This window comes from Methylophilus sp. 13 (assembly GCF_015354335.1).
GTDB classification, from domain to species: Bacteria; Pseudomonadota; Gammaproteobacteria; order Burkholderiales; family Methylophilaceae; genus Methylophilus; species Methylophilus glucosoxydans.
In genome coordinates this window covers 326389-339788 of the sequence record NZ_JADKYR010000002.1, presented here as the reverse complement: position 1 = coordinate 339788, position 13400 = coordinate 326389, and the positions used below count along the sequence as shown (strand labels likewise).

Genomic DNA, 13400 nt, shown 5'->3' with positions numbered 1-13400 from the left:
GCAAGAAAGGAATACACATGAGTCATCATCCAGTGAATCAAATTAAGGTCGAGCGTCCCAGCGCCGAGATACTCGCCGCACTTGGTGTGGATCAGTGGCCAACCTGGTCAAAAGAGGTTTCTATTTTCCCCTGGCAATATAGCAGTAGCGAGATTGCTTATATCTTGCAAGGGGAGGTGACCGTGACACCTAAAGATGGCGAGCCGGTGAATTTTGGGGCGGGTGACTTAGTCACCTTTGCCAGTGGGCTGGATTGTGTGTGGGAAGTCAAACAGCCGTTGAAAAAGCATTACCATTTTGAGTGAGCCAGCTATATTTGATGGAGTGCTTGCGTCAAGTTGGTGATGGATGTTGCATCAAGCAGGCCGTTATTACACGCAGAGATCAAGAAACTATCTTCTACCCGGTTGCCTAAGGTGTTGATTTTGGCATTATGTAATGCAATGCCATGTTGCTGAAAAATCAGCGCCATACTGGCCAATAATCCTGGGCGGTCATTGGCGATGATATCCAGCTGTTGAAAAGGCTGGTCTGCGTCCTGTGGATTGGGCACGGCTTTAAAACTCACTTGCGTGCTAATCGGCATATGTTTGACTTGCCTGCTGACCCGGCCGCGAATTGGCGCGGGAATCGCCTCATGGCTGATCAATTGCGTATTCAACCCTTGTTCAATATGCTTCAATAAGCCGTTATAGCTGATCTGCCGTGTTTCAGGTTCCAGCACAATAAAGTTATCCAGGGCGTAGCCGTGAGCGGTGGTATAAATCTTGGCCTGCACAATGTTGTATTGCATGCTGTCAAAAAAATGGCAGATACGGGCAAAAATCTCTTTTTGATCTCGGCTGTAGATCATCACCTGAATGCCGTCGCCTTTAGGGCTGAGCCGGGCACGCACAATGGCTTGTTCGGTATTGAGATGCGGAATCAGTAATCGGCTTTGCCAGGCGATTTCATCACTGTCAAAACGACTGAAATAGCCATTGCCAAAGGCTTGCCACAGGGCTGCCACCGAAGACTCTTTAAGGTTGAAACTGCTGAGTTTCTGCAACACTTCCTGTTTGCGTAAGCTGAGCTGGGCTTCGGTATTCAGTGATTGTTGCAGCACTCGCCGCGTTTGCAAAAACAGGCTCTCGAGCAGTTTGGCCTTCCACGCATTCCAGACATTCGGGCTGGTGCCACGAATGTCGGCCACCGTCAGTAAGTACAACGCTGTCAGTCGATATTCTGTCCCCACCAGATGCGCAAAGGCTTCAATCACATCGGGGTCGGATAAATCACTTTTTTGTGCCGTACTGGACAGTTTTAGATGTGCCTCAACCAGCCAAGCGACTAGCTCTGTATCCGTTTTGCTTAAGCCATGTTGTTTGCAGAATCGGCGCGCGTCCAGGGTGCCAAGCAGCGAATGATCGCCGCCACGGCCTTTGGCAATGTCGTGAAAAATGGCCGCCAGATAGAGCAAATGTGGCTGGCTGAATGCATTAAATAGTTGGCTGCACAGCGGAAATTCGTGTCTCAAATCGGGTTTGGCAAAGCGTCTGAGGTTGCGTAAGACATTCAGCGTGTGCTCATCTACCGTATACACATGAAACAGATCATGCTGCATTTGTGCGATGACGCGGCCAAATACCGGGATATAGCGGCCGAGGATGCCATAACGGTTCATGCGCCGCAGGCTGCGGTGCACACCTTCGCGGCTGTGCAAAATTTGCAGGAACAAGGCTTTGTGATTGGCGCGTTGTCTGAATTGATGGTTGATCAGCGGCTGTGCCGCCTGCAATGCACGTACGAGCGGCGCACTAAAGCCGGTAATTTCCGGGTATTGTTGCAGGAGTTGAAAACATTGCAAGATGGTTTCTGGCTTGCGTTGAAACAGGTCTGGCGCATTTGCACTTAGCAAGCCCTGAGACAGGCTAAAGTCTTCTGTTAATGCTTGCGGCGGCTTGGTTTCTGGCTGAATGCGTGCATGCAGTAATTTGAGCAGGACTTCATTTTCTATGATGACCGCTTTGGCACTCCGGTAAAAGCCTTGCATTAACTGTTCGCTGGCACGTTTTTGCGGATTGGTCTCATAGCCCATCTGCTCCGCCAGCGTGTTTTGAAAGTCGAATACCAGGCGGTCTTCCCGGCGCTTGGCCATCAAGTGCAGGCGGATGCGCAGGTTTTGCAGCAAACGTTCGTGTTTTTTGAGTTGAATGGCTTCATGCCGACTTAATAACCCCGCCTGGGCAAGCGCGTTCCAATCACTGCCCAAGCCCTGGCTTTGCGCGACCCAAAGAACCATATGCAAATCCCTGAGGCCGCCTGGACTCTCTTTGACATTGGGTTCTAGGTTGTAAGCCGTGTCATGAAATTTGGCATGACGGATTTGTTGCTCACGCAGTTTTTCAGCAAAAAAACGGGCTTGGTCCAGCTGTGTATGCAGTAACTGCGTCAGGGACTGGAAAGTTTTTTTGTCTCCGCTCAGCCAGCGGGCTTCCAGTAGGTTGGTCATGATGGTCACATCCAGCTGCGCTTCGTCCAGGCACTCTTTGAGGCTGCGCACGCTATGACCGATATTGAGACCAATATCCCACAAGGTGCCAATCAGCGATTCAACCAGCGTCTGTAGCGCAGCATCGCTGTTTTCCGGCATCAGGATCAGCAAATCAATGTCCGAGTAGGGAAACATATCGCCACGGCCATAGCCGCCGACCGCAACCAGGCAAGCACTGTCTGGCAGGGCATAAGCCTGCCAAATCTGTTTAAGCAGTAGATCGAGTGAGCGCGTATGTTGTTGTAGCAGGCGTTTGGCTTGCGGCTTGGCCAGATAAGCATCGGCCAGTTGTTGACGTGTCAGTTGTACTGACGCTCGCCAATGCTTGAGATGTTCCTTGCCAATGACTGTCATGCGGGACTGACCATCGACATGCGTGCCTTAGAGCGTGGGCCGGGCTGGCGTACCCGCTGAGACGGTCATGATTTCAAAGCCCTCTTCAGTGACGAGTACGGTATGCTCCCATTGTGCCGACAAGCTACGGTCCTTGGTGACCACGGTCCAGCCATCCGGCATGAATTTGATGTCGCGGCGTCCAGCATTGATCATGGGTTCGATGGTAAAAATCATGCCAGGCTTGAGCGTCAAACCTGCCCCAGGTTTGCCATAATGCAACACTTGGGGCTCGCAATGAAATTTTTTGCCGATGCCATGTCCGCAGAATTCACGCACAATGCTGTAGCCATTTTTTTCTGCAAATGACTGAATCGCATAGCCAATATCGCCCAACGTGTTACCAGGCTTGACCTTTTCTATGCCGCGCCACATGGCTTGGTAGGTGAGGTCGCACAGCCGCTTGGCCTGTGGTGAGACACTGCCGACCATAAACATGCGTGACGTATCGCCATGATAGCCGTCTTTAATGACTGTGATGTCCAGATTGACGATATCACCATTTTTAAGCTCTTTTTCGCTAGGGACCCCATGGCAGATTTGCTGGTTAATCGAGGTGCAAATAGACTTGGGGTAGGGTGCATGGCCATCTGGTGCATAGTTTAATGGGGCCGGGATCGCTTGCTGTACATTGACGATGTAATCATGGCAAAGCTGGTCCAGTTCGTTGGTGGTCACCCCCGCCACGACAAACGGTGTGATGTAATCCAGCACTTCTGAGGCCAAACGACCTGCGATGCGCATTTTTTCAATTTCTTCGGGGGTATGCAGAACAATTGCCATAAACGAGTGACCGCTCTTACGTTAATCCGTTTTCCAGACAGGCTTTCGGAATTATTAACTAAAACAACATTCTAACATAGACACATAGCAGTCATGATGTTTGGCCTACTTCGCTCAAGGAATGCGCAAGAACGCCGTTAATAGAGTTGAGTCATAAAAGAAACTGACTGGCATTAGTGTAATTGATCCCGACATGGCACTTGATGGCAATGATTTATACTCGGGCATGATTTTAGCTGGAGCACACTTATGGTGACACTCACCGAAGCAAGAGCCAACCGCACCGTTAAAGATTGGGTGGCTTTTTTTAAGGCGGCAGAGATTCCGGTCTTGCGGCAGACGGCCAGAGAGATCGCTCAATTACAGGCGCGTGAAGATGAAACGGGCGCCCGTGACATTACCCGTGTGGTCATTAATGATCCGCTCATGATGTTCAAGGTGTTGGCGTACGCCAATAATCATCGCAGCCGTCATCAGTTACAGGACCTGGTGCAGGTCGAGCAGGCAATTATCATGATGGGTACTGGCACGTTTTTCGCACAGATTCCTACCGTTCCGCATGTGGAGGATGTGTTGCATGAACATATGTCCGCCTTGATCGATTTGCTCAAGCTCATGATACGGGCTCACCGTGCCGGTTATTTTTCCGCAGAGTTTGCCTCGCATTTGATGGATTTGCACGCAGAAGAGGTGAGGGTGGCAGCCTCGCTGCATGATTTTGCCGAAATGCTCATGTGGTGCTTTAACCCGGATGCGATGGGCGAAATCAGCCAGCGCCAGGATGCAGATAAAACCTTGCGTAGCCGGATCGTTCAACAAGAGGTGCTGGGTTTCAGATTGCTGGAGTTACAGGCCGAGCTGGTGCAGGTCTTTAACTTGCCGCCATTGCTCAGTGACCTGATGGACGAAGCGCGCGCAGACCTGCCCAGGGTGCGTAATGTGCAGTTAGCCGTGAATCTGGCCAGACATTCTGCCGACGGCTGGGATAATGCTGCCTTGCCCGATGACTACAAAGATATTGCCGAGTTGCTGCATGTTGATGTTGAGCGCGTCAAACATATCGTCGGCGTGCCACAACATTAGTCTTGTGCGGCTTGTTCGCTTGCGATCAGGCGCTCATGACGCTGGGCCAGCACATCGGTGACGGCCTGATGTATCCGGTCAATCACTTGCTCCCAAGCTTCGTCATCCCCCTGTCTGAACAGGCGCATGCCTGGATACCACGGACTGTCTTCGCGCTGTTGTAACCAGCGGAAATGCGCATGTTGCGGCAGTAATAACCAGACCTCTTTGCCTAAGGCCGCAGCCAAATGCGCGACGGCGGTGTCAACTGATATCACCAGATCCATTTGCATGATCAGCCCCGCAGTGGCGGTAAAGTTTATTAATTCCGGGTGATGACATTCCAGCATGGGAAACCGTTTGAGCATGATATGGTCTTCGCGCCTGAACTCTTTTTGCAAGCTGTGCCATTCGACTTCCATATTCAGCAGAGGCGCCATCAGAAAGAGCGGAATACTGCGCCACTGATCATATTTGTTCGTCGCCTCGCCACACCAGTTGAGCCCGATGCGCAACCGACGGCCAGGCCCCAGTAATTGTTGCCAGGGTTCACTGTGGCGTGCCTCTACCCCCAGATAAGGCAAGCCGGCCGGTATCGTATCCAGTTGCGTGTTAAACACCGCTGGCAAGCTCAGCATGGGGCAGAATACGTCAAAATGCGGCAGGCTACGTCCATCCTGGCAAACGACCAGAATCGTTGCATCATGCGCCCAATACTCATTAAACAGGTCAAATAAAGCCTCAGGGACGGCTAATACCAGATGGTTAGGTTTGCAGGCTTGAACCATAGGCAGATAACGGCAATATTGCAGAGTGTCGCTCAACGTCTGCTCGGCCCAGATCAGAATGGTTTTGCCGACCAGAGCGCCTGCCGATGACCATAACAAGTTTAAATCTGGCCGGTGTTTGTCCGCAAGCACTTGAAAACGCGCCGCATACAGCGGCCAGCCGTTTTCGAATTCTCCGCGTGCCAATCGCAGCATACTCATGGTATATCTGGCTTGTGCATGATTCGGCGCCAATTTAAGCGCCGTCTCCAGGCAGGCGTAAGCCTCATCGTGCTGCCTGTTTTCATACAGCGCCAAGCCCAGGTGGCATTGGGCAGCTGCATACCCAGGGTTCAACTGCAAAGCCAGGCGGAAATCGGCAATCGCTTCAGTGTACTTCCCCAGTTGGCATAACACTACGCCACGGTTGTTGTACGGTAAATGCAAATTTGGTTGATAGCGGATAGCTTCATCAAAACTTAGCACGGCCTCTTGTGGCTTGCCCTGTGATTGCAGAATCAAGGCGCGCTGATGATAGGCATCGGCAAAGTCAGGCTGTATGCGGATCGCCTCGTTCATACATAGCAGCGCATCGCCTGTCTGTTGCAGTTGCATGCATAACACCCCCAGACGATAGTGAAAATGGGCATGCTCCGGATGTGCCGCCACTGCCTGTCGTAAAACATTGGCTGCCTGGTCGACTTGCTGCAGTTGCAGCATCAGGTCAGTACATTCGGTAAAAGCGGGCAGTCGTTGCGGGTCAAGCTTGATGGCGGTACGCAGGCGCAAAATGGCTTCTTGCGTTCTGCCCAGGTTTTTCAGTGCGCGTGCATCCAGGTAATAAAGCTGTGCCTGTTTGGCATCCAGGGCAATGGCTTGTTTGTAGCACTCATGCGCCGCCTTGAACTGTTGTGTGCGCATATGCAGGTTGCCTAGCTGCACCCGCAGTTCCAGCAGGTCAGGCCGCAGACTGATCGCTTGCAGCAAATATTGCTCAGCCGCATGAAACTCCTGATTTTGCAGCATTAGGCCTGCCAGCTTCTGATAGGCATCCCACTTCTGCGGATCGGCAGCAATCAGTTTCAGCAGTTTTGCAATGGCTTCATTGTTCATGGGATAACTGGCAACACTTCAAGCGATTGCGGGCGACCTTAAATGGATGGATGGCGGATTAAGGTACAATAAGCAGCTGTCAGCGTCAACGACCTGAATGTCATTTACCCTAAAGAAAGGAAACTCAATGCTGATCAAACTGATCATGTACGGCCTGTTGTTCTGGTTAGCCGTCTGGGGCTATCGCCAATATCAGCAGCCTTCTACACGTGTCAGCGTCGGCATGAAAGCTCCGGCATTCAGTCTGCCAGATGCCCAGGGACACCTGCGGCAACTCTCCGAATGGCAGGGTAAATGGCTGGTGCTTTATTTTTATCCCAAAGATGACACGCCTGGTTGTACGCGCGAAGCTTGCCAGTTCAGGGATGATATCCAGCAGATCCATGCCCTGGGTGCCGAGGTGGTAGGTATCAGTGTCGATACCGTTGCCAGCCATGCCGCATTTGCGCAAAAACACCGCTTGTCTTTTCCGTTGCTGGCAGACAGCAATGGTCAGGTGGCTGATGCCTATGGCGCCTTGTTTAACCTTGTCGTCTTCCAGGCTGCCAAGCGCATGACCTTTATTGTTGACCCGCAAGGCGTCGTTGCCGAGTCCTACAGCAACGTCAACCCTGACGGGCATAGCGAGGCCATCATTCGCGACCTCAAGCGCCTGTCGGCTTTTTAGTGAGTATCACCATGCAAGCCCTTTCCCTGATCGTCGCCCATGCAGACAACCGTGTCATTGGTCACAATAATCAGTTGCCCTGGCACCTGCCCGAAGACCTCAAGCGCTTCAAACAACTGACCATGGGCCATCACATTATTATGGGCCGCAAAACCTATGAGTCGCTGGGTCGCTTGTTGCCCGGACGCACCACGGTAGTCGTCACTCGCGATACTGAATACGCGGTTGAAGGGGCCAAGGTTGTACATTCACTGCCACAAGCGCTTGCAGCCTGTGCCGGTGATGAAGAACCCTTTCTGATTGGCGGCGCGGAGTTGTATGCACAGGGCCTGCCTTATGTCACGCGGCTATACATTACGCGGGTATATGCACATGTCGGCGGGGATGCGTTTTTTCCGGAAATGGAGATGCATGAGTGGGAATTGTTGAGTGAGGAAGGGCATACCTCGGAGAATGGCTTGCATTATAGTGATATGGTTTATCAGCGGCGATGATAGAAGCCTTTGGCTTGATGCATCGAAAAAAGAATAAGGTTATTCTTTTTTCGATGCTTAATCTCAATCCAAGTTAGTCCAGTTTTTCGTCATTCCGGCGTAGGCCGAATTCATGCAAGGTTAATACTAATCTGATTAAAATTGAAGAGCGCGTATTGAATTTGCTGCAAGTCTTCTTAGATATTTACGGAATTCCACCTTTCTTTTTCGCCTGTAGGCGAGTTACTTTCTGTTGCTTGTCCCACAGAAAGTAACCAAAGAGGAGGGCACCCAGCCATCACGGCCTACGGCTTCCTTGTGTTGCTTAACAAAGTGGGCGTCCATCGAAACTCGCCCTAGCGGCTTGCACAAAACGCAAGCCACCGCGGAACTCGAACAGCCGATGGCCGACATCCCCCACTTCGTCTGCGCTACTCAGCGTGATGGGATGGGATTTGTCGCGTCAAACTCACACTGTTGAAATTTGGACCGATCAAAAACTCAAATTCTTTTCTTTTTAGCCCACAAACGGTGGCGCTCATGGGTTTTCGGGCCCCTATCTGCCGCGCCGAGTAGCGCAGCCAAAACAAGGAAGAAGGGAGCGACTGTTCGAGTCCCGCAGCAGCTCACGTATTTTGTGAGCTGCCAGGTCGAGTTTCGTGACCGCTTGTTTTGGCGAGCAACGCAGGAAACAAGCGGAAGCTAGGGTGTCTTGTTCTTTGCCTTCTTTCTTCTGGACAAGCATAAGAAAGAACGGTCGCCTAAAAGGCGAAATAAATCATTCACCCATCCTGTTAATGCCTAATACAACCTTGTTCAATGTACGCAAAGAAAGGTGACTCGCTCACAGGCGAAACAGAGGTCTCGGTAAAATAGCAAAGGCAACCATTAAGTTGCCTTTGCTGAAGCTCACAAAAAAGAAAGCTCAGTAAAAAATAGCTGAGTGAAGCTAAAGAGCTAATCTTCCTGCTGCACACAATCCACGTAATACACGGCTTTACCATCCACGACTTGCTTCACCAAACCATGGTTATCGGTCTCAAAGCCGGGGAATTTCTCGTTGAATTCGCGTGCAAATTTGAGGTAGTTCACAATGACCTTGTTAAAGCGTTCACCTGGAATCAGCAGCGGAATGCCTGGTGGGTAGGGGGTTAAGAGCACAGCAGTCACGCGGCCTTCGAGTTCATCAATGGCCACGCGCTCAATTTTGCGGTGGGCCATTTTTGAGAAGGCGTCCGTCGGTTTCATGGCTGGAACCATGTCAGACAGATACATTTCTGTAGTCAGGCGGGCGACGTCATTGGCTTTGTAGACTTCGTGAATTTGTGTACACAAATCTTTGAGGCCGACGCGTTCGTAGCGTGGATGCTTCTGCACAAATTCCGGCAACACTTTCCATAATGGCTGGTTTTTGTCGTAGTCGTCTTTAAACTGTTGTAATGCAGCAACCATGGTGTTCCAGCGGCCTTTGGTAATGCCGATGGTAAACATGATAAAGAACGAGTAGAGACCGGTTTTTTCGACGATCACGCCGTGTTCAGCCAGGTACTTGGTCACAATCGCCGCCGGGATGCCAAATTCTTCTGAGAATTCACCATCTACATCCAGTCCGGGGGTGATGATGGTGGCTTTGATTGGGTCCAGCATGTTAAAGCCTTCGGCCAGGTTGCCAAAGCCGTGCCAGCGCTCATTGGCTTTCAGCATCCAGGCATCTCGTTCTTCCAGGCCATCTTCTGACAAATCAGTCGGGCCCCAGACTTTAAACCACCAGTCAGTGCCCCATTCTTCGTCGACCTTGCGCATGGCACGGCGGAAGTCCAGGGCTTCTTTGAGGGATTCTTCTACCAGGGCGGTACCGCCAGGGGCTTCCATCATGGCGGCAGCCACGTCGCAGCTGGCAATAATCGAGTATTGCGGGCTGGTAGAGGTGTGCATCAGATAAGCTTCGTTGAACACATCGCGGTCTAGGCGGTTCTGGTCAGCATCCTGTACCAGAATTTGCGAGGCCTGGCTTAGGCCAGCCAGCAGTTTGTGCGTGGACTGGGTGGAGAACACCATGGATTCTTTACAGCGTGGGCGGTCTGCGCCAATCGCGTGGTAGTCACCATAAAAGTCATGGAAGGTCGCGTGTGGCAGCCAGGCTTCATCGAAGTGCAGGGTGTCGATCTTGCCATCCAGCATTTCCTTGATTTCTTCAACGTTGTACAGCACGCCGTCATAGGTGGATTGCGTGATGGTCAGTACGCGTGGCTTGGCGTTTTTGTCGGTGGCAAACGGGTTGCGTTCGATTTTCTTCTGGATGTTTTCCCAGGCAAACTCGCTTTTCGGAATCGGGCCGATAATGCCAAAGTGGTTACGCGTTGGCATCAGGAATACCGGTACGGCCCCGGTCATGATGATGGAGTGCAATACGGATTTATGGCAGTTACGGTCAACCACCACGATGTCACCAGGCGCGACGGTGGAGTTCCAGACGATCTTGTTCGAGGTCGAGGTGCCGTTAGTGACAAAATAGAGGTGATCACAGTTGTAAATGCGCGCGGCATTGCGCTCGGAAGCAGCCACCGGGCCGGTATGATCCAGCAATTGACCGAGCTCATCAACGGCGTTACAGACGTCTGCACGTAGCATGTTCTCGCCAAAAAACTGGTGGAACATCTGGCCGACCGGTGATTTCAGAAACGCGACGCCACCGGAGTGACCGGGGCAGTGCCAGGAGTAGGAACCATCAGCCGCGTAATGCGTCAGCGCCTTGAAGAAGGGCGGTGGCAGGCTGTCCAGGTAGGCCTTGGCTTCGCGGATAATCAGGCGTGCCACAAACTCTGGCGTATCCTCGTTCATATGGATAAAGCCATGCAACTCACGCAGCACATCGTTTGGAATGTGGCGGCTGGTGCGGGTCTCGCCATGCAAAAAGATCGGAATCTCTTCGTTACGGTAACGGATTTCCTGTACAAAATTACGCAGTTGCTCGATGGCTTCTGGTTTCTCTTCAACGATTTCCTCATCGTCAATTGACAGGATAAACGCCGAGGCACGGCTTTGCTGCTGCGCGAAAGAGGTGAGGTCGCCGTAGCTGGTCACACCAAGCACCTCCAGACCTTCGTCTTCAATCGCTTTGGCCAACACCCGGATGCCCAGGCCAGACGAGTTTTCCGAGCGAAAATCTTCGTCAATAATCACAATGGGAAATCTAAATTTCATAAAGGAATCCTTTTACCGCTTAAGACACAGAGGCACAGGGAAAGTCATCGCTTAACCCTGTGCCTCTGTGGTGAAATGTTCTGATTGTGTTCAAGAGTGTGATTATATCTTTGGTAATGTGACACCAATTTGACCTTGGTATTTGCCACCACGGTCTTTATAACTGGTTTCACAGACTTCATCAGACTCCAGGAACAGCACTTGTGCACAACCTTCACCTGCATAAATCTTGGCTGGCAACGGCGTCGTGTTACTAAACTCCAGCGTTACATAGCCTTCCCACTCAGGTTCAAACGGTGTCACATTGACAATAATGCCGCAGCGCGCGTAAGTAGACTTGCCTAGGCAAATCGTTAACACGGAACGCGGGATGCGGAAATATTCGACCGTACGTGCCAGTGCAAACGAGTTGGGAGGAATGACGCAATAGCCTTTGCCTGAGACCTCGACAAAAGACTGTGGGTCAAATGCCTTGGGGTCGACAATAGTGCTATTGATGTTGGTGAACACGCGGAATTCATCCGCACAACGGATATCGTAGCCGTAAGAGGAGGTGCCGTAAGACACGATTTTTTGACCATTCACCTCGCGGACCAGCCTGGGCTCGAACGGCTCGATCATGCCGTGTTGTTCAGCCATCCTGCGTATCCATTTATCAGACTTAATGCTCATTACGATATCCAGTCATTTGCGTCATCAACGCATGCAATAAAGAGAAAAAAGCGGAGTTTAAACTCCGCTTTTAGTGAGTGCAAATAATAACAACAATTAGAGTTAAATTTGCAAATTTTTTTGGCTTTGAGGCGAATTAATCTACCGAGGAGGCATGAGCCCCCAAGGTTTACTTATCGCCGCCCAATTCAATGCTGTAGCGCCAGAATTGATCTTCCGCTTCAAAAATCACTTTGGACTCGATTGGATCGCGGCTACCGGCAGGGTACTGATGGACCGGACGCTTGTCTTCTGCCCAGGCTTTCACCACTGGATCCACCAGGCGCCATTGTGCTTCGGCTTCAGAAATATGCAGGTAGTTGGAGTTGTCACCTTGCATCAGGTTCAGCAGCAAGGCCTCGTAAGCATCTACGGAGTCGTCTGCGTCCCAACGGTTGGCTGCATCCAGCTGGATGGTACGGGTTTGTACATCCAGGCCAGGAATCTTGGACTGGATTTCGAGCTTGATGCACTCACGTGGCTGGATGCCGATGATGAGCCAGTTTTGGTCCTGGTCATTGATTTGCAATGGCGCTTTTTTGAAACGGATAGCAATACGGGTATCGGCTTCGTGCAGGCGCTTGGCGGTGCGGATGTAGAAAGGCACCCCTTTCCAGCGTGGGTTGTCAATAAACAGTTTCAAGGCAGCATAGGTTTCTACCACGCTGTCATTGTTGCCCAGCTCTTCGAGGTAGCCAGGCACTTTTTCGCCATTGATTTCACCGGCACTGTATTGCGCGCGGAAAGCATGCTTCTCGAGCTCGTTAACTGGGATAGGACGAATCTGCTCCAGCAACTTGATTTTAGCGTCACGTACGCCTTCCGGTGACAGGTCTTTTGGCAGCTCCATGGCGGTCAGTGCCAAGGTTTGCAGAATATGGCTTTGCAACATATCGCGCAGGGCACCTGTGCTGTCGTAGAACTGCGTACGGTCGCCTACACCCAGCATTTCGGTGTTGGTGATTTGCACGTGGTCAATGTACTGGTTGTTCCAGATCGGCTCTAACACGGTATTGGTAAAGCGTTGCAGCAAGATGTTTTGCAGCGCGGATTTGCCCAGGTAGTGGTCGATACGGTAAATCTGGCTTTCTTTCAGGTGCTTGGTGATGGCAGCCTGCAGTTCTTTGGCAGATGGCAGATCGGTACCGAATGGTTTTTCGATCACCACGCGGCGCCAGTATTTGTCTTCCTGAGTCAGACCGACATTGGCCAGTGATTCAACAACTGGTGCAAAGTCTACCGGACGTACAGACAGGAAGTAAGCCAGGTTCTGCGGAAATACTTTTTCGTCGCTCAGCGTAGCTTTCAGTTTGTTGAACGCGTCTGGGTCAGTTGGTGGGTTGGCATGGTAGAAGTTACGGGCGATAAAGCGCTCGAAGACTTTCTGGTCATAGCCTTTTTTGAATTTGGTATCCAGCATGGATTTGATGTCTGCACGCCAGGCATCCAGATCAACCACTTGACGGCCAACGCCGATAATTTTCATGTCATCAGGCAGGCGGCCCAGCAGGTCTAGCCTGAACAAACCAGGATACAATTTTACGCGGGCCAGGTTGCCACTTGCGCCAAATAATACCAGGGTGCATGGATCAATTTTATTCGTCATTTCTAACCTTAAGATAAAAATGTAAACGGGAAAGGGCAGGCCTTTCCCATATGTTTATGACTAGCGCTAATAAGTTCTTAAACTTAGT

10 protein-coding genes are annotated in these 13400 nt (G+C 51.3%); 4 read left to right on the top strand and 6 right to left on the bottom strand.

Going from position 1 to position 13400, the window contains the following annotated elements:
- Nucleotides 1-32 precede the first annotated feature (32 nt).
- On the top strand, nucleotides 33-305 hold the full coding sequence (locus INP77_RS05765; protein ID WP_194748456.1) for a cupin domain-containing protein: 273 nt from the start codon (nucleotides 33-35) through the stop codon (nucleotides 303-305).
- 5 nt (nucleotides 306-310) lie between these two features.
- On the opposite strand, the gene INP77_RS05760 is transcribed toward INP77_RS05765, so the two are convergent.
- Nucleotides 311-2887 (bottom strand): [protein-PII] uridylyltransferase, encoded by a 2577-nt coding sequence (locus INP77_RS05760; protein WP_194748015.1) that lies wholly within the window; start codon nucleotides 2885-2887, stop codon nucleotides 311-313.
- A 27-nt stretch (nucleotides 2888-2914) separates the two neighbouring features.
- A complete protein-coding gene (map, locus tag INP77_RS05755; RefSeq protein ID WP_194748013.1) occupies nucleotides 2915-3709 on the bottom strand; it encodes a type I methionyl aminopeptidase in 795 nt (264 codons plus the stop codon).
- A gap of 249 nt (nucleotides 3710-3958) precedes the next feature.
- Between map and INP77_RS05750 the strand changes: the two genes are divergently transcribed.
- On the top strand, nucleotides 3959-4792 hold the full coding sequence (locus INP77_RS05750; RefSeq protein ID WP_194748011.1) for an HDOD domain-containing protein: 834 nt from the start codon (nucleotides 3959-3961) through the stop codon (nucleotides 4790-4792).
- Here the strand turns inward: INP77_RS05750 and INP77_RS05745 are convergent.
- Nucleotides 4789-6651, bottom strand: coding sequence for a tetratricopeptide repeat protein (locus INP77_RS05745; protein ID WP_194748009.1), 1863 nt, complete (start codon nucleotides 6649-6651; stop codon nucleotides 4789-4791). The two genes, INP77_RS05750 and INP77_RS05745, sit on opposite strands and share 4 nt — an antisense overlap.
- Before the next feature lie 127 nt (nucleotides 6652-6778).
- Here INP77_RS05745 and INP77_RS05740 point away from each other — a divergent pair, with 127 nt between their 5' ends.
- Together INP77_RS05740 and INP77_RS05735 are read left to right on the top strand one after the other, a co-directional pair.
- On the top strand, nucleotides 6779-7318 hold the full coding sequence (locus tag INP77_RS05740; RefSeq protein WP_194748007.1) for a peroxiredoxin: 540 nt from the start codon (nucleotides 6779-6781) through the stop codon (nucleotides 7316-7318).
- Between the two features lie 11 nt (nucleotides 7319-7329).
- Nucleotides 7330-7812 (top strand): dihydrofolate reductase, encoded by a 483-nt coding sequence (locus INP77_RS05735; protein ID WP_194748005.1) that lies wholly within the window; start codon nucleotides 7330-7332, stop codon nucleotides 7810-7812.
- Nucleotides 7813-8748: 936 nt separating this feature from the next.
- Here INP77_RS05735 and INP77_RS05730 read toward each other — a convergent pair.
- The 3 genes from INP77_RS05730 to zwf form a co-directional block, all read right to left on the bottom strand.
- The gene (locus INP77_RS05730) at nucleotides 8749-10995 is read right to left on the bottom strand and encodes an arginine/lysine/ornithine decarboxylase (RefSeq protein ID WP_194748003.1); all 2247 of its coding nucleotides are present in this window, start codon (nucleotides 10993-10995) and stop codon (nucleotides 8749-8751) included.
- 102 nt (nucleotides 10996-11097) lie between these two features.
- Entirely contained in the window at nucleotides 11098-11667 is a 570-nt protein-coding gene (gene dcd, locus INP77_RS05725) for a dCTP deaminase (protein WP_194748001.1), read from the bottom strand.
- A 169-nt stretch (nucleotides 11668-11836) separates the two neighbouring features.
- Nucleotides 11837-13312: a glucose-6-phosphate dehydrogenase gene (gene zwf / locus INP77_RS05720; protein WP_194747999.1), complete on the bottom strand. Its 1476-nt coding sequence runs from the start codon at nucleotides 13310-13312 to the stop codon at nucleotides 11837-11839.
- Nucleotides 13313-13400 lie beyond the last annotated feature (88 nt).